The following is a 21,726-nucleotide window of genomic DNA, read 5'->3' as shown; positions in this document are numbered from 1 at the left end:
TCCGCCGTTGGCGTGGTGTTTCTTGGCCGGTTCATGCCCAGGTGGACTCATGTGCCGACGCGCATTGTGCTGTCGGACTTCCAGTGGCCTCGGCATGGGACAGGTTCGGCGGTGGTCCGTGACAGAAGATCGAGGGTTAACCCTGCTCGCTTGAGGTGAAAACTGTTGGCGGAATGCGGGCCCGTGCGGAAGTTGCAGGGATGTTTCAGTGCGCTGAGGATTGGCAACGGTCTCCTCACGGCCTGACCCGGCCAATTTAGTTCGCCTGCGCGCCGTAAATCGAGGCCGCGGCCGATGCTATCCCCAGGGGGCGATGTACCTCCTGGGTCGCAGTGTCTTTCAGAAGGGAATTTGAGATGCCCCCTGTCCCGAACAAGGTGCCCATTCAGCTGGTCAAGTCACAGGCTCCTACGCAAGTCACGCCGGAAAGCATGAGGCAGAATATGAACGATGTCGGTCTCAGTTGTGAGGAGACCACACCCGCTCACCTCCAGGAGTCCATCGAGGAGGTGCGGTCCACGCTGAGGCCGTCGAATCTCCAGGCGTTCATGATCGCGGGGGACATCGAGGATTTCCATGCGCGGGCGGCGGCGCTGGGGACCGATGTGCGTCAGGTCATGGCGGCGGGATTGACCTCGGGTGCGCAAGAGCTGACGGATGGCCTGGCGGACGCGGACCCGAAGGTGCAGAACCTGATGTGGATCCTCGGCACGGCGAAGGCCGGGACGCGCGGATTCGTCCAGGAACTGGTCGCCAACGACCGGGCGGGTCAGGAACTGTTCAACACGATCAACGCACCGGGAAAATCGGCTCGATCGTTCGTCGAGCAACTGAAAGCAAACAGTGGCCTGGGCGGACGGATCACCGATTGGGTCGCAGGATATGGGTCTCCCGCGGTTTCGTTCCTGGCCCGGATGGCCGACATGGGCCAGGAACCCGTGGCCACCGGCAACTGGACGCCTTCCCCGACGGGTGGGATCACCGGGCCGTACGCGACGATGCTGGGGAGCATCCAGGAAAAGGAAAACTTCAACAGACTCCCCGAAAGGTACGAAGCAGCCGGTGAGCTGTTTCTGGGCCGCGCCCAAAGCGTACCCGGGCAAAAGAGGCAGCTGAGGACCTCAGACGCGATCGTTGGCTTCTTCAAGGAATCGTGCCAGATGGTGGTGTCAATGGTCGCCCGTGATGTGGATGCGGCTGACCTGGAGGCCCTCATCAGCACCTACATTCAACCGGTGGATACGGGGGAAGTGGATTACAACCTGAATGATTTTCGGCGCATCTATCTGGCGGAGGACTACGACGCCGAGAACCAGATGGCTATGGGTGTGGGTATCGTAGCTCTCCACTACGATCTCACGGTGAAAGGCTACAAGGATAAAAGCGACAGAAAGGATGACCAGCACGATGTGACCATGGACATGGACTCCCGTGCAATGCAGTACTCGGGCGTTAGGGGTTTCAGTGATATGTGTCTGGACAACAAGTATGTCACCGCTAAGTGTGATGCCGTCTGCCGGGAGGTCAAGGAATGGTACGAGGATAATCCTCAGTACGGAACGTGGCCCGAAACTAACAAGGAATGCCCTGCCGGGGGCTGACCGCCCCCCACCGTCCGTGCCTACCGGACGGATTCAGAGAGGATGCTTGAAAATGCCGCCTGTTCCGAAAGAGATCGTGGTTTTCGACAAACCCCCGCAGGCAAGCAAGGAAACGTTCGATCTAAGTGGGCCGCTGGTCTCGACGAAGGAGAGCGAGCAACTGGCGATGACCCTTTTCTCCCAGGACCTGCAGTGCCTCATGCATGTCGGGAACAGCTCGGAAGGTGCGACGGCGAAGTACGACAAGTCCGTCACGACCGGGTTCGCTTTCACCACCGGACAGAGCGTTTCCATCGAGAGCTCGGTCGAAGTCAACATGGTGTTCTCCAAGGCTTCGGTGACGACGTCGCTGACGCTGACGTTCAGCGAGCAGTGGTCGAAGTCGACGACGGAGACCTACAGCGTCGAGGTGGAACCGGGGAATGAGGCTTACCTCTACCAGGGGTACGTACGGGCCCGGATCCTGAAGCACAACGAGAAGGACGACAGCTATGGGTGGGTCGGCGGCCCGGGGATGCTGTACACGCCCGCGTACGTGGTCACCGACCAACCGCTGTCGTAGCCGAAACGGTCGGGGCCTGACCTGCTCGGGGCCTTGGGCCATCTCGCCGGACCATCCGGCGGTGTCCAGCGAAAGGGAACCATCCATGACCACTGCCCCCGACCGGATCCGGGACATCGTCCTGTTGCTTTTGGAGGTCGAGGAGTCGGACGTCACCGAGACCAGCCTGTTCAAGGATCACGGCGCCGATTCGATGCGGATCATCGAGATTCAGGCAGAGCTGGAACGGGAATTCGACATCGTCATCGAGAAGGCCGAGGCGGCCCACCTGATCCACCTCCGGGGCGCCCGGGAGGTCGTCGCGCGGGCCACCGCCGCCACCACGGAAAACGCACGGTGAGCACCCGGTGAACGGCCCGCACCGGGTCGTGGTCACCGGACTGGGAGTGGTGTGCAGCACCGCCCTCGGAGCCACCGCCTTCACCGCCGCGCTGCGGGCCGGACGCTGCGGGGCGGGCCCGGTCACGCTGTTCGATACCAGCGGGTTCGACTACGCCAACGCCTACGAGGTCCCGGCATTCGACGCCGCCAACTGGCTGCACCGCACCGTGCCGGGGACGGTGGGCAGGGCTGCCCTGTTCGCCGCCGTCGCCGCACGGATGGCCGTCATGGACGCGGGACTGGCCGACCGGATGCTACGCGCGCAACGCGGGCTGGTGGCCATTGGAACGACCGATGGCGGCTCCCGCGAACTCGACCAGGCCGTGGAGCGGCAGATCACCGATGGCTCCGACGTCATCGACCCCGCCCTGGTCGCCCGGGTGCCCGCCGCCGCCTTGTCGGTGACCGTCTGCCGGGAACTGGGCCTGACCCGGGCGGAGGCGACCACGATCGGCACCGCCTGCGCCGCCGGCAACTACGCCATCGGAACCGGCCTTGACGCACTGCGCTGCGGCGAGGCCGACTTCGCCCTGTGCGGTGGCGCCGACGCCCTTTGCCGGCGGAACTTCACCGGCTTCTACCGGCTCGGGCTGCTGGACCCCGACGTCTGTCGGCCGTTCGACGCCGACCGGCGCGGGCTGGTCACCGGAGAAGGAGCGGGCGTGCTCGTGCTGGAGACCGAGGCCGCCGCCCGTGCCCGAGGCGCCCGCGTCTACGGCGAGGTCCTCGGATACGGCCTGAGCTGCGACGCCTACCACCAGCTCACCCCGCATCCGTCCGGCATCGTGCGGAGCATCCGGCTGGCTCTGCACGACGCGGGCAGCAAGCCTGAGGACATCGACCTCATCTGCGCACATGCCACCGGCACCCAGACCAACGACACGGTGGAAAGCAGCGCCATCAACGAGGTGTACGGTTCCGCGCCTCCATCCGTGACCGGCATCAAGTCCATGATCGGTCACACCATGGGCGCCGCCAGTGCGTTGGGCGGCATCGCGTCCGTCCTGGCCATCACCCATGGCTTCATCCCCCCCACCGTCAACCACGTCCGCACCGATCCGGCCTGCGCGGTGAACTGCGTCCCCAACACCGCCGTCGACGCCGACATCCGCATCGTGCAGAACAACGGCTTCGCGTTCGGCGGGAACAACGCCGTGGTCGTCTTCGGCCGGCCCCCCGCATGAACGGCCGGTGCCCCCTTACGAAGGTGAGCCTCCACATGCCCGCGCCACCACCCGTCATCAGCGCCTGGACCGCCATCTCCCCCCTGGGGGCTGGCAACACCACCCACACCCGGGCAACCCGGCCCGCCCACACGGTCCACCACGTGCCGGACTTCGACCCCCGAGCTGTCCTCGGCAAGGCGGGCACCCGCTCGATGGACCGGGCCAGCGCCCTCGCCGTCGCCACCGTCGGCCAGCTCCTGCAGACACTCCCGCACGACCACCCCGGCCCACGCACCGACCCGGACGGAACCGCCGTGGTCCTGGCCACCACCGGCAGCCCGCAAGCCATGTGGGACTTCACCCGCAGCTCGCTGCTGTCCGCCAGGCCCTTCCACGTCAACCCCGCCGTTGTCCCCAGCGGGGTGCCCAACTGCGCCGCCGGCCTGGTCGCGATCTGGCACAAGCTCACCGGCCCCAACACCACCATCAGCATGGGCCGCACCGGCGGCCTGTCCGCCCTCTCCTACGCCCACCGCCTGCTGGCCAACCAGCGTGCCGCCCGGGTCGTCGTGGGCGCCACCGAGGAGTACAGCCCCACCCGGGCCGTGCTGGACCTCCAACACAGCCCGAGCGACACCACCGACACCGCCCTCGGCGAGGGATGCGCGGTGTTCCTTCTCGAACCGCCGGCCCCACACCTGGCCGACCGGCCGGTCACCGACGTGCTGTGCGTCATGCACCGCACCGGCCCGGCAGCCGACCCGGGAGCCTCGCTCCCGGACTGCATCCACGAGGCACTCGACCACTGCCGCATCGGACCCGACCAGGTGTGGGCCGCGCTCGGCTCCCACGCGACCGGCGAACTCGGACAGCGTGAACAGCAGGCCCTCGACGACCTGTTCGGCACCGACATCGCCCGCCGGATACCGCCGCCGCCCATCGGCGACACCGCCTCCGCAACATCCGCGTTCCAGATCGCCGCCGCCCTCACCACCCCCGTACCAGCCGCGACCGCCACGATCCTCGTGATCACCGCTGTCGACCTCACCGGCACCGTCAGCTGCGCTGTCCTGCGCCGCCGTCCGGCCCGCGCACCGCAACCGTGACGATCTCCGAACTGCGGCCCGTCAACGGCTGCCTGCCCCAGCCCCCGAACTGCTCCGAAACAGCCAGACCCGCCTCCCGCAGGAAAACCGACAGGCTCCCGGGATCCAGGTACCGCACCACACCCGGGCTGACCTGCTCCCTGTCCCATCCGGCACCGCGGAACACGGACCTGTAGCGAACCACGTCACCCGTCACCGGCAGCTCCGCCTCCCGCCAGAAAACCACGACTTCACCCGCAGTGTTGGACAGTTGGTACGCGGTGCGCGGAGTCCAGCCCTCCCACTCGCGAACGCCCGGGTTCCGGATCTCGAAGACGAACCGACCATCATCGGTGAGGGCCCGGCGGATCGCGGCCAGCGACATCCGCAGATCGTCGTCGTCGATCAGCACCTGGAATGCATGACCGGTCATCACCACCAGGTCGAACTCCCGGTCCCAGTCCACCGAGGAAAGATCACCGAGCACCCAGTCGACGTCGGTCTGCTCGCGGGCGCGCTCCAGCATCGCACCAGCCGGATCCAGCCCGCACAACCGCCCGGCATGGCCGTCCCGCCGGGCCAGACGCAGCAGCGCGCCGGTGCCGCAACCCACATCGAGCACGGCCTCGGAAGACATCACCAGCGGCAGATAGAAGTCGAAGTCCTGCCGACCCTCACAGAGCGAATCATAAAAGCCCGACAGAAACCGGCTCGAATACCAGTGATCTACCACAGAAAGCAATTTACCGCCACCATCACCGTGCTGCCAGCAGGCCAAGGGCAGGGGAGTGTCGTCATCGAACGTGGAGCGAGCGGCACGCCAGAGGTGAGCAGGAAGCCATCCGGACCGGCTTCCTGCTCATACGGTCGTCGGACGAGGCACACCTTCCACGTGGCCATCTTCAAGCTCTCGGGACCTGTTGCCGCTGAGGTGTTCGTTCCCGGCACCTGTTGATGACCTGTTGGCCAGCCCGGGTCGACGGCAGTGCTCCCGGAAACCCAAGCAGCACACCCCGACCAGGACCCGCATTGCAGGCGGTGCAGTTTTGAGGGGAGACCTCAGTCGGCAGTCGCCGGATGTACCCCTGCTGACCTGCGAGAACCCCATCCGCGTTCCCAGAATCGATCCGGCGCGTTCCAGCGGGAGACTGCAGCGGGCCCCTGACCAGCGGTTTCGTAATTATCCACAAGGCCCCGTCTCTGCGGGCTCGTCCCGCAGCACCACTGCGGCTTGGCGAGGCGCCGCTGGGCCGCCGCCTGCCCGCAGCACCACTGCGACCGCATGCCGAACGGGGTGTTGCTGGGGAACCAGCGCGCGTCTCTGCGAAGAGCTCCCGCAGCATCACTGCGGCGAATTTGGCGACAACGCCTACCTCTACCCCGACGGGCGTCACTGCGGGTTCGTCCTGCAGCACCACTGCGGCGTTTACACCGCGTATCACCTGATGGTCGGCGTGGCGACGTCTCTGCGGGTTTGGCCTGCAGCACCACTGCGGCCAGTGCTTGAAGTCGGCGCACTGCTTGCCGACGTCCAGCGTCTCTGTGGGTTCGTCCCGCAGCACCACTGCGGCGGCACCGAGATGCAAGCGCGGCTCGCATCGCGCGGCTGGGGCGTCTCTGCGGTTCGTGCCGCAGCACTACTGCGGCACCAGGATGATCGCTGCAACCATCGCCGCCCACTTGCGTCTCTGTGGGTTCGTCCCGCAGCACCATCGCAGCTGGTCGCTCGGCGTACCCAGGCGATACCGGCCCGCTGTCCCCGCCCAGCGAACTTCCGGGACCGCCGGCGAGGCAGGCCGGGCGACGGCTAGTACCGCGACTGACGCCGCGCCCACTTCACCCGCAGCACCTGGCCGTCGACGCAGGTGGTCACGCAATTGGCGGCGGCCTGTTCCTCGTCGAGGAACTGCTGGTCGTACGGGCCAAGCTCGGAGCCGCTGGCGAGCCAGGGCCGGGCGGCCCCGAACCCGAGGCGGACGGGCGCATCCAGGTCGGGTATATCTAAGCGACGGTCCGGTTCGAGTCCTTCCTGCACCCTGGTTACGCGTCGGTGGAGTGCTGGGCAGCGACGTCGGGGATGAGTCGCTTGTTCGCGCGGTCGACCAACATCAGGAAGGTGTTCACCGACCTCGCCGCCGCCAGCGGCGGAGTGTGCTGCCTGACTGGGGGCGAGTTCGTGGCGTCGGAGCGGACTACCTGTTCGGGTACGCAATGTCCGTGGCCGAGGAGGAGTACCCCGCTCTGACAGCCCTCGACCGCCGTGAGGGGTGATTGGGTCGGGATGGCGGGTTTGACGCCCCGGCTGGAGCGCTGTGCTTCTTCAGTGATCCGATGATATGACCGGAGGTGGGGATATCGCACCCTTCCGAGGGACTTTATGCATGCGTTCAGCTGGCTAGGATTCCCAAAACACCTTCCCATGCAATCCCATATGGGAATGCGGATGGGTGTGCGGTTGAGTTAAGCGGAACGAGGGGTATTTTCATGAAAATTGAGAATGGCGTGACCGCGAGTATGCTCCCGGGTGCGCACTGGGTGAAGGCACGTGCCAGCGTCGGGGACGGAAACTGCGTGGAGCTGGCGAAGCTGGACGGGGGTGAGGTGGCCGTGCGTCACTCTCGCTTTCCGGACGGCCCGGCCCTGGTGTTCTCGCGTGACGAGCTGGCTGCCTTCCTTGATGGTGCGAAGGGCGCCGAATTCGATCACATGATCGCATGACGGCTTAACCTCAGGCCAGAGCTTGGAAGTGCGGGCATGTGCGTGCATTCTGGGTGGCGGTGTCAATTGCCAGTTCCGGGAGCCTGCATGTCCGCCCTTCCGTATCACCCGCCCGAGCAGTCCGGTCAGCATGACGAGTTGGCTTCCGTGGTGCCCATGGCGGGGTCCACCGGCCGGGAGGCGGCGGCGCGCCTTCTGGGGGAGCAGCTGCGGCAGTGGCGGGAGGAGCGTCGGCTGACGCAGGCGGATCTGGCTCACGTCATCCGCGCCTCCGTCTCCAAGATCAGTCGGCTGGAGCGGGGAGAGAGTCCGGCGAAGGCCCGTGATGTGTTCGACTTGGCGCGTTTCATGCGCCTCAGCGCAAAAGAGACGCGGCTGATAGAACGGCTGCTTGAGCAGGCGCAGGACTGTGAGTGGTACCAGAATTTCAGTGACGTCACGCCGTCCTATCTCAAGCGGCTGATCTCGCTGGAAGGTAGTGCTGTGGAAATCGCCGCGTATGAGCATCAGGTGATTCCGGGCCTTCTCCAGACTACCGACTATGCGCGCGCTCTCGTCCGGACGGTGAAGCCCTGGGCTGATGAGGCGGAGATCGACCGTATTGTCGCTTTGCGTTGCCGGCGTCAGCTGATTCTCGACCATCCGATTCCCCGGGTGACCGTGATGCTCGACGAGGGCGTCCTCATGCGTCCGCGCGGCGGTCCTGAAGTCATGCGCCAGCAACTTCGGCACCTTCTCGAGGCCGCGGATACGAAAAGGGTGAATATTCGGATCGTGGAATTCGATCAGGGTGCTTCGGTGTCTCCGCCCTATGCGATTACCCACTTGACGTTCGGTGAGGGCGGCCCGTCGGATCTGGTTTATGTCGAGCACATCAATGGTGCCGACTACGTAACTCACCAGAAGGCGCTGTACGACTACAAGCACGCCCTGGACCAGCTGCGGTTTGTCGCGGCTGACAGGGTCAGAAGCAAGGAACTGATCTGCGAGGCCATCGAAAGGTACTCCTGAGTCTGGCCCCGCCGATCACTCGAAGCTGTCAGAAGCGGGCGACTCCGCCCCATTCGACCCAGTCGGTGGCTCTCATCTCAACCGGGGGTGGGGGAGCGTCCGGCCGCCAGTCGACGACATCGACCAGGCCCGGTTCGATGATCTGCATGTCACCGAAGTAGCGGCGGACTTCATCGCTCCGACGTACCCGGCCCCACTGGTTTCCGGTGGCCTCGGCCATCAGCCGGGTGACGCCCTCCCTGACAGTTGCGTCGTCGCTGACCAGCTGGCATATGACGAGGAAGCTGCCTGCTGGGAGTCTCGCGGCCACCCTCCTGATCAGGGCGCCGGGATCCTGCTCGTCGTCGCTGTCGGGCAGGCAGTGCAGAACGGACACGAACAGAGCCGCGATGGGTTCGTTCTCCCAGTCCAGGAAGTTCCCTGTCGCCTCGTAAATCGCTGCTGTGTCACGCATGTCGGCGTCGACCAACAGCGTGTTGTCGTTCTCGTCCAGTGTCGTCCGGCCGTGAGCGTGGACCAGGGGATCGTTGTCGACGTAGGCGACGCGACAGCCACCATCGAGACGCTGGGCGACTTCATGCACGTTGTCCTGGGTCGGCAGTCCGGATCCGTGATCGAGGAACTGCCGGATGCCGTACTCCTGAACAAGGATCCGTACGACCCGGCGCAAGAAGGCGCGGTTGTTGCGTGCCAGCAGTTGCGTGCTCGGCGCGATACGCAGCAGGTCCTGGCAGGCCTGCTGGTCGACCTCATAGTTGTGGACCCCGCCTAGGAGCGCGTCGTACATGCGGGCCACGCTCGGCGTCGTCAGGTCTATGGGGTGAGTTTGAGGATTCTCCCCGTGGACCATCTGCCCCTCCTTCCAACCCCGGAAAGATCGATTCCTGAGGAAGGGGCCATGGTACGCAGGGAGTTGAACCCCGGCCAACCCTCTACGGGGTCATTGACCGAAGAGTTAGGGGCGAACACGGGGTGCGAAACGCACCCCCCGTGTACGCCCCCGCGCGCTCCCCCTCAGCTCCGTTCGCCTACGCGTCCAGGACAGGGAACCGCTGACCGGGCGGCCGAGCGGAGCAGCGCCCGTACGGAAGGGCGTTCCACTCCCATGAGCGCCGCGGTCTCCTCGATGGTGAGGCCCAGATGGCGATGGAGCACGACGGTATCGGTCTCCGCACTGCTCAACAGGGAGCGCGGCTGCGGTTCGCATGCCGTACCGCAGGGGAACTGATCTTCTACAGCGCTGCTCAGCAGCTTCCAGACAGCAGCCGCGGGGCACGCGCTGCGCAGTGTGTCCTCCCACTGGTTGGTCAGCTCGGCGAACATCTGCGCCACGGACCTGGCGGCGCTGGTTTCGTCCCCGGTCCGCACCCGCGCGTACCGCAGGTAGGCGTCCTGGGTCATCTGCCGGAACGCCTCGTATTCCAAGGGGTACTCGGCCGGGGTCCGTTCCGCTGGTTCCGAAACGTGGTGCGCTGCGCTCATGCAGGCCGCCCCGCGGACAGGTTCCATGCGTCCCAGAACGGTCGCACGATCGAGGCAGGTGTGCCCAGTCGGGTGCAGGTCTGCTCTGTGGAAGGCCAGTCCAGCGCCTCCTCGGCAACGGCGGAGCCGGGGGACTGGCCGGCTCCGGCGAACGGGCGGGAACCGTCCGGGGCGTCCGCGGTCAGACGGGCGACGTGCAGCACGTCCCGCAGCCGGCGCGCGGCCTCGGCTTGCGACCACGGACCCGGAGCACTCCCGGAGGCCGTCTCCCACACGCTCCGCAGCGTCTCGGGGTTGCCGCCGAGCACCGTGACGAGCATGTGAGTCACCGGCCAGGAGGCCACGAGTTCGCCGTCCAGGAACAGCGCGACGGCGTCGCCCGGCAAGCCCGTTTGACGGGCGACGTCGGCCGGAGCAGTACGCGACCTCTCGCGCAGCGCCGTCAGATACCGTCGCAGGAGATGCGAGGCCGATTCCTGTATCCGGCCGGCCGGCCGTGTGAACAGCCAGTCCAGCGGGGCAGCCTGCTGCGAGGCCTGCGGGCGGTTTCTGGCGTGCGTGGGGCGGTTCGCCAGCAGGGCTGACATCTTGGCCTCGCTCCAGCACGCGCGCGCCGAGGCTTCCTTCACCTGGGCTGTGGCAGCGATCTCCGCCCAGGAAGTCCCTGCCGCTCGTTCATCCTGCATCATCGCGGCGACGTAGCAGGTGATGTCGCGCTGAAGGGCCTGGGCCTGACCGAGCCGTACCGCCAGCGGCAGGCGGCGCTGCTGTCCGGACAACAGTTCCTGACCGAGTACGGCGATGTCGGCGGCGACGTCGCCCGCACGGTCGGTCCGATGAACCGGTGCGGCACGGCGGATGCGGTCCCGTTCGCGCTGGGCCCGGCGTCGGCAGAGTGCATCGCAATAGATCCTGCGCCGGCCTGACTTGGACATCTGCTTCACCCGCCGGCGGCAACGCGAGTACGCACACCGCTGGGGCCGTGAAGGCACAACCATGAGATCTCCCGTGTCTATCCGCTCAGGGCAGCCGGCCGCACTGCGGCGGCCGGCCAGGAAAACGCGTCGAGCCGGTGGGCCGGCAAGGCCGAGCGGCCTGGCCAGCCCACCCCTGAGCTAGGCCCGGAGCGCCAGAGAGGCGAGCACGGGCAGCACCACGTCCCAGGGGACGGGCTCCACCGTGAGCACCACGACGACAACGGTGCCGATCACGGCGAACAGGGCGGCGCGGCGCCGGGTGCGGCGCAGACGCGTGCGGGAGGTTTCCTCACAGGTGCAGGTAGGCATACTGGACTTGCGGAGTGCCGGGCAGGAGTGATTGGTCCCCCGGCCTTCTCGGAAGAACACGACGGTCCCTTTCGGGTTCGGGTTGATGTGACTTTCGATGCGTCCCGGGGCTGCATCCCCGGGACGCAGCACGCACCGTGCGCCGATGACGACGCTGCGTGCCGCGCAAAAGACGATACAGCCACCCGAGTGAATGTCCATCCGCTTACCGGAGCTGGCAGGTTCTCCCTCCATGGGAATTGATGTCACGCGCAAGAAGCCCGCCGCAGAGCGTCGAAAGAGACAGATCAATGGCCTTGTTTGATCTAGTCGTTCCGATATCGATCGGCGCGCGCATCAAAATTCCTATGTCTCGCAGCAAAACGACTTCTCGTACTGATCGCTTTCAGAAGATTCCCTGGTCAGGGGCCCATTCCGCCATCGAAGCCCGGTCGCCGGGGGGTTTACCTTCGCGCCGCGATCGAAGATGCACGTGCATATGAGAATTAATGATCTTCGCTATCGTGAAGCGGTTCAGGGTTCGCCAGGTATCGCCACTGGGCGCCACCCGCTCCCGAGAGCGGCCAGTCACGGCACAGATCCCCGAATATCGAGCCAAAAGCGAACGTTCGGTCTTGAGTATGGTGCCACCGTGCCTTTGCCCCGCGAATTAGCGGTACCAGGCACCCCTGGTTGGATGAGAATGGAAGGAAAGTGATAGGTATGCAGAGCGTGTGACAAGTGCCCCGAACCGAAATGCGCCGCTCGTGAATCGAACGTCGCGTCCGTCGGCGCGAAATGGCCGCTGGTCTGGCCAGATCGCCACCCCGAGATGCCGGCCCGGGGGGACAGCGGTCCCATTCGGGCTGCTCGACGAACCGGCCCGGGTGCCCGATCCGCGCAACCCGCGCGGGGTCGGTTCCCGGCTGGCGGCGTTGCTCGCGGTAGGCGTGTGTGTCTCACCAGCGCCGGTCACAACTCTCTGACCGCTATTGCCGAGTGGGCACGCCGCTGCGCCGCCGGATCCAAGACACCGGCCGCGACCACCCGGGCCCGCGGCCGGGGAACAGCGGTGGTCGCAGTGCAGTACCGCCGCCCTTCCAGGCCTGCCTCTTCCCACGCACCGGCGCAGCCGCCACCGGGCGTTTCAGCCGTGGTCTGCGGGGCGGAAAATGGTGACCATGGCGAGATGCCGGAAGTGCGGGGAACGGAAACGGCGGTGGCCTCGTGCCTGCCCCCGGTGCCGGAGCGGGCAGGACCGGGCGGAGTCGGCCGGTGACGTTGCTGAACTGGTGGTCGAGGCCGGTCTGTTCAAGTGAATCGGGCGCGGGATCACGGGAGCCGTACGGTTCATCCTCCGCGTACTCGGCTGACGGTGATGACGTTCGTGGCGAGCGACGCTCCTGGTAGGTCTGCCCCGTCGACTCACTGACGTCGTGGCCGTCCTGTTCGGGGTTGGCCGGCCCACCGGACGTCACCGCGCGCACGGCCTCGTGCCGGTGGGGGTGGCGGGCATCGCGGGAGCGGTTCGTGTGATGGGTTCCGGCCCTGGACGCGGAGGGCCACCAGGAAGATCGCGGCATAGGGCACCGACGTGTGGCGCGTAGAGCGGGCCGGGTGATGGGTGAGCGTTGGTGGGGTCCCGCGGGGCGGGATACCGGAGGTATCGGTCAGGCGCCGGTGGACGGACGACCTGCATTCCGTGACTGGTCCGGGCACGGCGGGGTCCGGGTCCAGGCTGTTCGTGCTGCGGCTGCTCGTGGTGTACATGATGAGCCTGGGGCCCGTGGTTGCCGTGATGTACGGATGGCCGTACCTCCTCCTGGCCGGCATGGTGGCCAGGAGGAGGTACCGCCGGGGCCGCTCGGTGGCGAAGTCCGCGCGGGAGCAGCGGTCGGAGGAGCTTGTACGTGCCACGGTGGTACGGCCTTCGGAGTACCTGGGCAAGCCGGAGGGGGAGGAGCACCGGGCGATGGCCACGCGCTACGAGGTTGAAGGCCTCGGTGCCGGGGCCGGCGTGAGGGCGATGTGCATCCAGGTCACGGCGTCCTCGCGGTAGGAATGGCCGAGCGGCGCGGTGCCGCTCCGGTCGGTGAGGCTGAACCCGGTCACCATGATCATGTTGGAGTCGTCAGCGACGGACACCAGATGCGTCCCGCAGTCGGAGCAGAAGCCGCGGTGCAGAGTTGCGTAGGTCGAGCACCACTTCGGCTCGCCACCGGGCCCGGTCCAGACCAGGGAGTCCTTGGGGAAGCCCACCCACAGTCGGGCGGGCCCGCGGTCCTCGTCTCGTGGTCGCAGGGAAGCACGGGTGCGGATCATCCGGGACACCGCTTACCTGGTTGGAGATCCGGCCGCACTGGCAGTGCCCCGTCCGCACCAGCGCGGGAGCATCCGATGCGGGGCCGGTGGCCGCTGCCAGGGTGCCGACACGACCGGATGGCAGGGGACGGACGGGCCCGGGTGGCTTGCCGACAGTGGGTGGTGTGTTGCTCATGAGGGTCCTCGCTTCGATCAGGGCCCGGTCGTGGGCCGGGCACGGGTTACCAGGTGGTGAGGTCGGTGGCGTCCGGTAGTTCGGTGAGGGGCTGCCGCGCGGCGCGGGGGATGCCGAGCCGCGTGTGGGCTTGGTGGACGGCGGCGAGCTGGTCGGCCGCCGGTGGTCCCCAGTCGAAGAGTTCCAGGGCCTGCTCGGGTGTGGCCAGGACCCGGATGTGGGTGCGGCCGGTGGCCGGATCGACGGGCGGAGGGCCGAGGCGGGTGAGGGGAGCGGCGTAGCGGAGGCGGGTGTACGGCTTGCCGGGCTCGGAGAGGTGGCCGAGGAGCAGCGGTTCGCCGAACTCGGCTGCGGCTTCCTCGTGTGCTTCCCGGCGCAGTGTGACGAGCGGGTTGTCGCGGTCCTGGGGTTCGGGGGTACCGCCTGGCAGGCAGGCCGCGCCGGTGTCCGGCTCCAGGATCTGGTGCAGCGCAGTATTTGGCCTCGTCGAATGGTTCCGCACAGATAACTTCTTTGGGATGGTTTGTCTCTTCTGTTGACAGGAGAGCGGCCACTGTAGGTTCGCGTTTCGTATGTCCCTTTCTCGTTGACGATGGGCCTTGGCCGGCCCAAGGGGCAGCATGGCGAGACGAACCTGTCTGATCGTTCGCTCGGAGATAGTGCTGATCCCGGTCTCGTTCTCTGTAGAGCTTGTAACACGATTACGACCGGGCCTTCTTGAGGCGTCTCCAGTAGATGAGGCTGCAGGCGAGGGTGATGAAGGCGTCGTAGAGTTCCGTGCGGCGTTCCCATCGGACGGCGAGGCGTTTGTCGCGGTTCGGGTTGGAGTTGTAGCCCTTGTCGCCGAGCAGGGTGCCGGGCCGGCCGGGGCGACCGGCGGCGGGCCGGTGTCGGCGCCCGCCTTTTCGCACGGACATGAGAACCGTCCACGCACGCCCGTGACCTGTAGAGCTCGCCGGCCGCGTTCAGCTCCGCGAGCAGGACCCGATGCAGCTGGTCGAAGATCCCGCCTTCTGTCACCGGTCCAGGTGCCGCCAGCATGCCTGACCCGAGCCGAACCTCGGCTCCAGCGGCAGAAGTTGCCAGGCTGTGTCGTTGTGGAGGACGAACAGGATTCCCTGCGGGCAGAGACGATCCGGCACCGGCCGCGGCACCGGCGACCGCTCTGGCCACGGCGGCAGCAACGGCTCGACCAACGCCAACAACTCATCGTCCATACGATTCAAGGTTGAGGACCCACACCCTCACGAACGGCCAAATCATCACACGGTCAGGGCCAACCAGGACGCTTCAACAAGATCGTGTTACGAACTCGATGCACGGCAATTGTCACCGATTCAGCACGCTACCTGTCACCAATACCGATGTGGGTAGATGATTGTCATCATTGCACTGGGCGTTCGAGCGAGTTGAATATCCCGCGACTCCCTATCCTATCGGCGGACCAGTGAACGGTTGGCCGCTGTCCCTGTTGGGTTTGCCGTGTGACCGAGAACGCCACAGCGGGTGCGCTGTCGACCACATAGGTATAGGGGACGCAGGATTCGGTGGATGCCGGGCGATTCTTCCTATGTGACGGGTGGCCAGGGCTGCTGAGCAAGGTGGCGTTGCAGTTCGATGTGCCGGAACTGGTAGACGGTTCCGATTTGCCGCAGCACGCCGCGGTGTTCGTACGCATCCTGGAGAAACGGCATGAGACGCCAGGGAACTCTGTGCCGTATCGCAAGGTAGGTCCTTGATGCCATGAAGTCTGCCCAAGCTGTATGGAAAGCGCCGACCATCAGGCCAATGATCACCCCGCAGCCGACCGCGATTGCCGCTTCGGCCCGCGAGGCGCCGCCGAATATGATGAAAGGGATGATGGGCCCGGAGGCGAGACCCCCAATCGGCGCGAACATAAGGCAGATGCGGCGGTCCCGGGCAAGCAGCGGGGCTGCTCCGACCTCGGTGGCTAGGTCGGAAGGCTCCGACCTCATCCCTCGCGCGACTACGTGCAACAACGCACTCATAGTCCCGAGAACAAATCCAACATAGGCCCCCCAAAATGTATCTTCGGGACTGACACTGTAAATAATTCCTTGTGCAAGTGCGCCGAGGATGGTCAGGCCGGGCACCCAAAGCAACCCGATCAGCGTGGAGCCGAGCGACCAGCGGATTCGCGCCTTGGGCGCCCCTGTACGCGTCCGTCTGAAGAAGCTCAGGGGCATGATGACAGCCCCTCCGATGAAGAGATATAGCGTGGACAAGTCCCTCCACGTTGGCGTATCGATGCTTAGCAAGATTTTCATCAGAAGGCTAAACGCCATCCAAAAGAGGCTGAGAGCGAGGCTGTAGGCGAGCGCGCGGAGGGCCAGGTTCAGACGTGTGCCTGGGGTGCGGCGGATTGCAGGCAGTAGCAGGGACAGGGCGGTGGAGGCGAGTGCGAGGGAGAACCCAACTGCAAAGCCGCCCCGCGGGTCACCGTTGGACGCGGCAAAGAATGCAATCCCGATGCCGCCGAGCATCCCGTAGATGATGCGTTTGGAGCGGGCGGAGACAGCGTAGTGGAGTTCCCACCAGGCGAGGTTGGGGGTGCCATCGCGGTGGTTTTCCAGGTGGTGGGCAAGAAAGGTGAGGGTGCGAAGGGCCTGGACTTTGGTCCAGGGAGACGGGTTGGGGTTATGAGGGCTGTAGGCGGCGGGGATGTAGGCGTTGAGCAGGTGGGTGTCCAGGGCGGTACGGGTGGGGTAGGCGGCGGTGTCGCAGAGTTCGTCCGGGTGTGGGTAGGGTCCGGGCGTGGCTTGGGGGCGGGGGTTGTAGATGGTGCGGGCCAGGAACAGTCCGAATGGGGTGCTCAATGCTTGCCCGGCAGGGGTGTTGGTGCCCAGGTGGGTAATTACCTGGTTCCAGCGGTTGGCGGCGGGGGCGTGGGGACCGCCTGCGTCGCGGCGGAGGTAGTCGGCGGCGGCCTGACGTGTGAGGGGGAGCAGGTGGATGCCGGCTGCGCCGTTGAGCCGGACCGTTGCGTCGGGCCTGGCCAGGGCTGTGCGGTAGGGGACGGCGCGGCTGGACAGGACCAGGGGCTGTCGGGCGGGCATGGTCCGGTTGAGGGTGTCCAGCGCCACGGTGTGCAGGGCGGGGGGTAGCTCGTCGAAGCCGTCGAGCAACGGGACGATGCGTCCGGTTGCCAGCAGAGCCTGAGCCAGATCGGGCCGGCGGGTGCCTGGTGTGGCGGTGATGGTCGGTGCTGCGGCACGCAGTCCTGGGTGACTGCGTCGTAGCTGTTCGGCCAGCCAGGATTCGAGGGAATCGTGGCTGGGGTCCCAAGAGGCAAGGGAGAACAGGACCGGTACAGGTCCGCCATCCTCCCGGCGCTCCATCAGATCCTGGAGCAGGCGGATGAGCAGCACGGTCTTGCCGGAGCCGGGCTCGCCGAGCACGACCAGCCGACGGGTGGGCACACGGTGGGCGAAGACCTCGTGGATCTGCGCGTAGTGTCCCGCCAGACCGGCCTCGTTCGCAGGCCATCCGGCGGGCTCACCGGGTGGGCCGCCGGGCCAGTCATTGGCCAGGCCGGTCAGCCGGGCCCAGGGCTCGGTCAGGGCTGCATCGGCCGTACGCCAGGCGACGGGTAGAGGATACGGATCGTTCAAGCGCCGGGCCTCGACCTCGTTGTTCCACTGCCGCTCTATCGTGTCCGCAAGCTGGTCGGCAATGGTACCCAGCCCCACATCGCCATTCTGGCCCGGCTGGGCCGGAATTGTCAGTACAAGAGCCACCAGACCGCTCACCGCGCCGACCACACCAGCCTTCGGATCCGCTTTGTCCCACCCGTCAACGATGGCGCTGATGACCAGCCACACCGCAGCTGCCGCGCACACCCCCCACGGCACCACACGCAACCAACGACCCTTGAAACCCATAACGGACCACTCTGTCGTGACCCACACGCGCCACGGGTGGGAATGGTCAGATTGGCTGGATCGAGCAGCCTCTACCTCCGCCAGCGACTGAGCCAAGTCACAAGTACGGCTGTCGACGAGACACACGTCATCACCGGTGACGCCGAACGGCCCCGGCAGAGAGAGCTCGCCGCGCCGGACGCGACGGGAGCTTGTCAGCGCGCATGCGGCAGCGACAGCAACCCCCGACGCCGTAGAAACGGCACTGCACCACCGACACAAGCATGTCGGTCGTATTCGCCCGACGGCGTCTACCTGGCAACGGCCAGCAACGACCTGTCCTTGCGGATTTGGGGTCGCCAAGGTACTCCGGTCACCATGACGCGAACCGAGCAGGCCCTCGTAACCCTGGCGTGGGTCGCGGACGCCACTGGCTACGGCCTCATCGGCGGTGGCGGGGCCGGAGCGTACTTCTGGAAGTTCATAGCGGCCAGCACCAGCTGAGTTGCGCAAAACACGAGGTCCCACTGCGCGCGGTGACGAACCCGGTGACGCCGACGGATGACCGCGGTCCCGGTCATGACATCCGCGGCGGCGTCGGCCTCAAGGGACAGGACCGTGAGACAGAAGCGCTGTGTCCCTCAAATGGGACAGTCGGAGGTCCCAGATCATTACGGTGAAACGAGACATTCCAAATGCGAGCCTGCAGTCACTCAGGGGCGGAGGGTGGTGGTCGGTCCTTCATCCGCATGGCGACGTAGCTTGCGCGGTCTGTGGCGGAGTGCTGGTACCAGCGGTGGGCCGTGGCGTCGCAGGTGCCGATGAGGTCGGCGAGCAGCTTCCAGTGCACGGAGCTGACCAGGGAGAGCCAAGCACCGTTGCGGGCGAGGCGCGTGGCGGGGATGCCGTGGCGGATGAGTCGCTCGCTCAGGGCGTTCGCGGTGAGGTGGCGGCCGGGGCGCATGCCGGGGAAGAGGTAGGGGGTCGCGCGGGCACGGGCGATGACGGTCGGTGGTGTGCGGCCGTCGATCAGCCGTTGCAGCAGCGCAGACAGGCGAGGCCGGAGCCAGAGCGGATCACGTCCGAAGAGCAGGCCGAGAGTGTCGGGCTCGTTCGGGTGGTGCTGGACGTCGTCCAGCGTGAGGCTGACGATGCGGGTGCACAGCTGCCCGTACTGGAGGACCAGACATCCGGCGACACGGTCGGCGAGAGGGACGGTCTCGTCGGTCTCCAGCCGCAGGGCAGCCAGGACACGTTCGGTGTCGCTCATGATCGAGCGATCTTCCGCGCGCTGGGCTGCAGCGATGGCGATGCGTGGTGGGGACAGGCGGGTGTCAGCCGACCAGACCAGGAAGTGCCGGAGTTCTGCCTGGTAGTGGCTGTGCTGGGTGACCCATCGGTCGCAGCGGGCCTGCGTGCAATCGGCCAGGAGGACGCCGCAGTTGTGGAGATGGCCGAGGAACTGTCGGGCGACGCGAAGACGACGCAGGAGGTAAGCGCGTTGTCCCTTGGTCAGGGGCTTGCCGTGACGGATGGCGTGCTGGCCGAGCAGCATCAGGGACCATCGGCCGTAGCGGGTGAGGATGAGCCGGTTGCCGGGATCGAGTGCGCTGGCGTGGACGATGATGTCGCGGGCGAGTTGGGCAAGTTGTTCGTCGCGCGGGGGCAGGATGCCGACCAGGGTGAGTACATCCCGTAGGTGGTTGACCGAGGCGGTCTGCCGCAGCTCGTCGAGGGCCTCGTGCGCTGGCAGGAGGGAACCCGTAGCGAGGTGTCTGATCAGTTCTCCGCCGGGGCCGCGGAGGTAGGCGTCGAGACTCGACGGGTTCTCGTAGGCGGCCAGCTCGTCGACGAGTGGCTGCAGCCAATCGGGTGTGGAGCCGGTGACCGGGTCCATAGTGAGGACAGCCAGTCGGGTCTGTGCGGTGCAGGCGCGGCAGCGCGCGTCGGATTCGAGTCGTGCGAAGCCGTGGCAGGTTCGGCAGCGGTAGGAGAAGCGGACGCCGGCACACTCAGGGCACACGGGGCCGCCATCGTGGTGTTGGAAGGCGATGCTGGGCTGCTGGCAGCGGGAGCAGACGGCGGGGCTGGCATTGCCGCAGTCCCGACACGGCTCATGCGCGCGCATCAACGCGGCGCAACGGCGACAGACCCTCTTCGCCGCGCTCTGTATCTGGCGAACCTCGCCGCAGACCGCGCACTTCAGGCGAGGCGTACGCTGGCGGTAGCAGCGTTCACACAACGGTCCACCCTCGCCACGCTGGTGGACCGCGCGTACCTCGCCGCAGCCGACGCATGGCTCGCCGATCTGCTGCTTCTTCCAGCAGGTTTGACACAGCGGTTTGCCATCCTCCAGCCGCGCCGTCACGACGCGAGGGCGGCACCCATCGCTTGAGGAGTCCCACCACGAGCCCGGATCCGGTGAGTGGGAGCTGCCTGCCGCATCTGCCTAACCCGCCGTCCGGAGCCCGCAGACTCGGAAGCGCACGGACTGCTGGCAAACATGGGTGTTGATAGGCTGCAGCGATGAGAGGTGTCCTGTTCCCGAGCGCCGTCATAGCGGCCGCTCTGCTGCTGACCGGCTGTTCGACCGCAGACGATCACCCGCCCTCGCAGCCACCGCAGTCGTCCACGGATCCCGCCCAGGATCCCTCGCCATCGACTGCCACGGCGAAACTGTCGAAGCCTCTCGGCAGCTGGCAGCTCGCGGCAGGAATTCCCGCTGGCACCCCAACCGATCTTCCTTTCCCGAAGGACCGCTGGATCGCCGACTCGAGCGCCGCTTTCGACAACGAGGGCGGCATGATCGATTTCTGGGTCACCAACGTGGAGTTCGAACAGGTGCTCCTGGACTTCAAGGACGCAGGCTGGGAGTTCGGAGAGCGCAGCGAGAGCTCGGGCCGGACGAACATCGTCGGATATCGGGACGGGCAGACCCGGGCGGTGAACATCATGTACACGGCAGAGAACACTGACCGCGACGCGCGACTCACCGTCACCTACGTCGCGTCGCTCCCGTAAGGACCGAGCCTGGAGCGCATAGGGCGCTGGTCGCGCGCCGCGGCGCTCACGCCAAACTTGATCCCGTGCGCTGAACGCGCCGTCCAGATCGATGCCGACGCTCAGCCGCCCTACTTCATGCCGCTCCCAGCCGTCCCGCTGTGCTGAGCTGGCAGATCCCCCTTCGACACGGGACTGACCACCATATCGGTTGAGGTCATCCCAGCGAGCCCCTCAAAGGCCCATAGCCCCGGTCCATGCCGCCGGGAGCATCTCTTCAAGGCCTCGTGCTCGGGTTACCTTGCGCATAAAGTCAGCACTTCGCCTCAAACCCTGGTTGTGCCGCCTCGAGTTCAAGCAACCAACTCGGCGTACTGACCGAGTGGTAAAGCATCAGGTCCGCGCCTAGACGTTGAACCGCCACTCGCAGACGTCGCTGCGGATGACAACCTATAAGCGCAGGTCAGCAGGGTGCAGCGGCAGAGCCGGCGCAGCTCGCCGGTGCTCGACCTCCGTCAGGGCTCAGACCTTGCGGGTCACGCGGGCGTGATCCACGTACTCCCGCCTGAATAGGTCATGGCCTGTGCGCCCCGTGTGCCGAAGCGCCCAGTCCTGTGCATTGTCCTGGTAGCACTGGGGGCCGGAGTCGGCCCCGCAGCCCACGGACACGCAGTAGATCTGCGCGGTGATGCCGCCGTGAGGCACGTGGCTGATCGTGTGCTCCACGTAGCGCATGACCGAGCGGGTCACTGGTGCCCCTCCGGGTGCCGGCGGAGGAACACATTGCAGTCGGTCACCGTCGTCATGTCGCCGCCCGCACGGGCCCGGTCCCGCACGTTGGCGAGCTCCGTGCATCCGGCGCACCCGTCGACGGGCTCGGGGTCGCGGTCCAGCCGCAGCGGCTGCGTCAGTGGTGCGCTTTGATACCTCGTCGGCTCGCTCATGCGGCCCTCCAGCGTCGTCCGGGTGACGACAACGCTAGCCTCGAACTTTCGTGGGGGTCCGTCGACGGAGTCGGCGGACCTTTTCGTTTTCTGGGGCGGGTGGTGGGCAGGCCGGTGGCCCGAGTGTCGCGTC

At 66.4% G+C, this 21,726-nt stretch carries 23 protein-coding genes; 9 read left to right on the top strand and 14 right to left on the bottom strand.

What is annotated here, in order from left to right; translation table 11 throughout:
- Positions 1-443 precede the first annotated feature (443 nt).
- The 5 genes from ACIHCL_RS34085 (at position 444) to ACIHCL_RS34065 (ending at position 4,816) form a co-directional block, all read left to right on the top strand.
- Positions 444-1,601: a hypothetical protein gene (locus tag ACIHCL_RS34085; RefSeq protein WP_399868141.1), complete on the top strand. Its 1,158-nt coding sequence runs from the start codon at positions 444-446 to the stop codon at positions 1,599-1,601.
- A 52-nt stretch (positions 1,602-1,653) separates the two neighbouring features.
- A complete protein-coding gene (locus tag ACIHCL_RS34080; RefSeq protein ID WP_399868139.1) occupies positions 1,654-2,163 on the top strand; it encodes a hypothetical protein in 510 nt (169 codons plus the stop codon).
- Positions 2,164-2,248: 85 nt separating this feature from the next.
- Positions 2,249-2,503 carry a phosphopantetheine-binding protein gene (locus ACIHCL_RS34075; protein WP_399868137.1) on the top strand — a complete coding sequence of 85 codons (255 nt, stop codon included), beginning with the start codon at positions 2,249-2,251 and terminating at the stop codon, positions 2,501-2,503.
- Positions 2,504-2,510: 7 nt separating this feature from the next.
- Positions 2,511-3,728 carry a beta-ketoacyl-[acyl-carrier-protein] synthase family protein gene (locus ACIHCL_RS34070; protein WP_399868135.1) on the top strand — a complete coding sequence of 406 codons (1,218 nt, stop codon included), beginning with the start codon at positions 2,511-2,513 and terminating at the stop codon, positions 3,726-3,728.
- Positions 3,729-3,763: 35 nt separating this feature from the next.
- The gene (locus ACIHCL_RS34065; protein WP_399868133.1) at positions 3,764-4,816 is read left to right on the top strand and encodes a beta-ketoacyl synthase N-terminal-like domain-containing protein; all 1,053 of its coding nucleotides are present in this window, start codon (positions 3,764-3,766) and stop codon (positions 4,814-4,816) included.
- Here the strand turns inward: ACIHCL_RS34065 and ACIHCL_RS34060 are convergent.
- Entirely contained in the window at positions 4,767-5,573 is an 807-nt protein-coding gene (locus tag ACIHCL_RS34060; protein ID WP_399868131.1) for a class I SAM-dependent methyltransferase, read from the bottom strand. The two genes, ACIHCL_RS34065 and ACIHCL_RS34060, sit on opposite strands and share 50 nt — an antisense overlap.
- 1,029 nt (positions 5,574-6,602) lie before the next feature.
- Positions 6,603-6,830 (bottom strand): hypothetical protein, encoded by a 228-nt coding sequence (locus ACIHCL_RS34055; protein ID WP_399868129.1) that lies wholly within the window; start codon positions 6,828-6,830, stop codon positions 6,603-6,605.
- A 449-nt stretch (positions 6,831-7,279) separates the two neighbouring features.
- On the opposite strand from ACIHCL_RS34055, the gene ACIHCL_RS34050 reads away from it, so the two are divergent.
- Together ACIHCL_RS34050 and ACIHCL_RS34045 are read left to right on the top strand one after the other, a co-directional pair.
- On the top strand, positions 7,280-7,513 hold the full coding sequence (locus ACIHCL_RS34050; RefSeq protein WP_399868127.1) for a DUF397 domain-containing protein: 234 nt from the start codon (positions 7,280-7,282) through the stop codon (positions 7,511-7,513).
- An 87-nt stretch (positions 7,514-7,600) separates the two neighbouring features.
- Positions 7,601-8,524 (top strand): helix-turn-helix domain-containing protein, encoded by a 924-nt coding sequence (locus ACIHCL_RS34045; RefSeq protein WP_399868125.1) that lies wholly within the window; start codon positions 7,601-7,603, stop codon positions 8,522-8,524.
- 28 nt (positions 8,525-8,552) lie between these two features.
- Here ACIHCL_RS34045 and ACIHCL_RS34040 read toward each other — a convergent pair whose 3' ends face one another.
- The 9 genes from ACIHCL_RS34040 to ACIHCL_RS34000 form a co-directional block, all read right to left on the bottom strand.
- Entirely contained in the window at positions 8,553-9,374 is an 822-nt protein-coding gene (locus tag ACIHCL_RS34040) for an SAM-dependent methyltransferase (RefSeq protein WP_399868124.1), read from the bottom strand.
- A 164-nt stretch (positions 9,375-9,538) separates the two neighbouring features.
- Positions 9,539-10,006 carry a hypothetical protein gene (locus tag ACIHCL_RS34035; protein WP_399868122.1) on the bottom strand — a complete coding sequence of 156 codons (468 nt, stop codon included), beginning with the start codon at positions 10,004-10,006 and terminating at the stop codon, positions 9,539-9,541.
- Entirely contained in the window at positions 10,003-10,941 is a 939-nt protein-coding gene (locus tag ACIHCL_RS34030; RefSeq protein WP_399868121.1) for a hypothetical protein, read from the bottom strand. Before ACIHCL_RS34030 ends, ACIHCL_RS34035 begins: the two co-directional genes overlap by 4 nt.
- Positions 10,942-11,121: 180 nt before the next feature.
- Positions 11,122-11,292, bottom strand: a complete 171-nt coding sequence (locus ACIHCL_RS34025) for a hypothetical protein (RefSeq protein WP_399868119.1) — start codon at positions 11,290-11,292, stop codon at positions 11,122-11,124.
- A 1,962-nt stretch (positions 11,293-13,254) separates the two neighbouring features.
- Complete coding sequence (locus ACIHCL_RS34020) at positions 13,255-13,593, bottom strand: hypothetical protein (protein WP_399868117.1); 339 nt, start codon at positions 13,591-13,593, stop codon at positions 13,255-13,257.
- Between the two features lie 221 nt (positions 13,594-13,814).
- Positions 13,815-14,270: a hypothetical protein gene (locus ACIHCL_RS34015; protein ID WP_399868115.1), complete on the bottom strand. Its 456-nt coding sequence runs from the start codon at positions 14,268-14,270 to the stop codon at positions 13,815-13,817.
- A 199-nt stretch (positions 14,271-14,469) separates the two neighbouring features.
- On the bottom strand, positions 14,470-14,685 hold the full coding sequence (locus ACIHCL_RS34010; RefSeq protein WP_399868113.1) for a hypothetical protein: 216 nt from the start codon (positions 14,683-14,685) through the stop codon (positions 14,470-14,472).
- Between the two features lie 99 nt (positions 14,686-14,784).
- Complete coding sequence (locus tag ACIHCL_RS34005) at positions 14,785-14,985, bottom strand: transposase (protein ID WP_392189900.1); 201 nt, start codon at positions 14,983-14,985, stop codon at positions 14,785-14,787.
- A gap of 351 nt (positions 14,986-15,336) precedes the next feature.
- A complete protein-coding gene (locus tag ACIHCL_RS34000; protein ID WP_399868110.1) occupies positions 15,337-17,670 on the bottom strand; it encodes an NACHT domain-containing protein in 2,334 nt (777 codons plus the stop codon).
- A gap of 357 nt (positions 17,671-18,027) precedes the next feature.
- Here ACIHCL_RS34000 and ACIHCL_RS33995 point away from each other — a divergent pair, with 357 nt between their 5' ends.
- Entirely contained in the window at positions 18,028-18,153 is a 126-nt protein-coding gene (locus tag ACIHCL_RS33995; protein WP_392190443.1) for a hypothetical protein, read from the top strand.
- A gap of 205 nt (positions 18,154-18,358) precedes the next feature.
- Here the strand turns inward: ACIHCL_RS33995 and ACIHCL_RS33990 are convergent, their stop codons facing one another.
- On the bottom strand, positions 18,359-19,546 hold the full coding sequence (locus tag ACIHCL_RS33990; protein ID WP_399868108.1) for a hypothetical protein: 1,188 nt from the start codon (positions 19,544-19,546) through the stop codon (positions 18,359-18,361).
- Between the two features lie 629 nt (positions 19,547-20,175).
- Here ACIHCL_RS33990 and ACIHCL_RS33985 point away from each other — a divergent pair.
- Complete coding sequence (locus ACIHCL_RS33985; protein WP_399868106.1) at positions 20,176-20,670, top strand: hypothetical protein; 495 nt, start codon at positions 20,176-20,178, stop codon at positions 20,668-20,670.
- A 501-nt stretch (positions 20,671-21,171) separates the two neighbouring features.
- On the opposite strand, the gene ACIHCL_RS33980 is transcribed toward ACIHCL_RS33985, so the two are convergent.
- Positions 21,172-21,399: a hypothetical protein gene (locus ACIHCL_RS33980; RefSeq protein ID WP_399868104.1), complete on the bottom strand. Its 228-nt coding sequence runs from the start codon at positions 21,397-21,399 to the stop codon at positions 21,172-21,174.
- Positions 21,396-21,593 carry a hypothetical protein gene (locus ACIHCL_RS33975; protein WP_399868102.1) on the bottom strand — a complete coding sequence of 66 codons (198 nt, stop codon included), beginning with the start codon at positions 21,591-21,593 and terminating at the stop codon, positions 21,396-21,398. Before ACIHCL_RS33975 ends, ACIHCL_RS33980 begins: the two co-directional genes overlap by 4 nt.
- Between the last annotated feature and the right edge of the window lie 133 nt (positions 21,594-21,726).

The sequence above is a fragment of the Streptomyces sp. NPDC052042 genome, from assembly GCF_044548345.1.
Classification (GTDB): Bacteria; Actinomycetota; Actinomycetes; order Streptomycetales; family Streptomycetaceae; genus Streptomyces.
This window is presented reverse-complemented; position numbering and strand designations above follow the sequence as displayed.

Excerpts from the sequence above, each read along its gene's own strand:
- ACIHCL_RS34085 (WP_399868141.1), top strand. The coding sequence starts at position 444 with ATGAACGATGTCGGTCTCAGTTGTGAGGAGACCACACCCGCTCACCTC.
- ACIHCL_RS34080 (WP_399868139.1), top strand. The coding sequence starts at position 1,654 with ATGCCGCCTGTTCCGAAAGAGATCGTGGTTTTCGACAAACCCCCGCAG.
- ACIHCL_RS34075 (WP_399868137.1), top strand. The coding sequence starts at position 2,249 with ATGACCACTGCCCCCGACCGGATCCGGGACATCGTCCTGTTGCTTTTG.
- ACIHCL_RS34065 (WP_399868133.1), top strand. The coding sequence starts at position 3,764 with ATGCCCGCGCCACCACCCGTCATCAGCGCCTGGACCGCCATCTCCCCC.
- ACIHCL_RS34050 (WP_399868127.1), top strand. The coding sequence starts at position 7,280 with ATGAAAATTGAGAATGGCGTGACCGCGAGTATGCTCCCGGGTGCGCAC.
- ACIHCL_RS34045 (WP_399868125.1), top strand. The coding sequence starts at position 7,601 with ATGTCCGCCCTTCCGTATCACCCGCCCGAGCAGTCCGGTCAGCATGAC.
- ACIHCL_RS34040 (WP_399868124.1), bottom strand. The coding sequence starts at position 9,374 with ATGGTCCACGGGGAGAATCCTCAAACTCACCCCATAGACCTGACGACG.
- ACIHCL_RS34035 (WP_399868122.1), bottom strand. The coding sequence starts at position 10,006 with ATGAGCGCAGCGCACCACGTTTCGGAACCAGCGGAACGGACCCCGGCC.
- ACIHCL_RS34030 (WP_399868121.1), bottom strand. The coding sequence starts at position 10,941 with ATGTCCAAGTCAGGCCGGCGCAGGATCTATTGCGATGCACTCTGCCGA.
- ACIHCL_RS34025 (WP_399868119.1), bottom strand. The coding sequence starts at position 11,292 with ATGCCTACCTGCACCTGTGAGGAAACCTCCCGCACGCGTCTGCGCCGC.
- ACIHCL_RS34020 (WP_399868117.1), bottom strand. The coding sequence starts at position 13,593 with ATGATCCGCACCCGTGCTTCCCTGCGACCACGAGACGAGGACCGCGGG.
- ACIHCL_RS34010 (WP_399868113.1), bottom strand. The coding sequence starts at position 14,685 with ATGTCCGTGCGAAAAGGCGGGCGCCGACACCGGCCCGCCGCCGGTCGC.
- ACIHCL_RS34005 (WP_392189900.1), bottom strand. The coding sequence starts at position 14,985 with ATGGACGATGAGTTGTTGGCGTTGGTCGAGCCGTTGCTGCCGCCGTGG.
- ACIHCL_RS34000 (WP_399868110.1), bottom strand. The coding sequence starts at position 17,670 with ATGGGTTTCAAGGGTCGTTGGTTGCGTGTGGTGCCGTGGGGGGTGTGC.
- ACIHCL_RS33995 (WP_392190443.1), top strand. The coding sequence starts at position 18,028 with ATGACGCGAACCGAGCAGGCCCTCGTAACCCTGGCGTGGGTCGCGGAC.
- ACIHCL_RS33990 (WP_399868108.1), bottom strand. The coding sequence starts at position 19,546 with ATGGACCCGGTCACCGGCTCCACACCCGATTGGCTGCAGCCACTCGTC.
- ACIHCL_RS33985 (WP_399868106.1), top strand. The coding sequence starts at position 20,176 with ATGAGAGGTGTCCTGTTCCCGAGCGCCGTCATAGCGGCCGCTCTGCTG.
- ACIHCL_RS33975 (WP_399868102.1), bottom strand. The coding sequence starts at position 21,593 with ATGAGCGAGCCGACGAGGTATCAAAGCGCACCACTGACGCAGCCGCTG.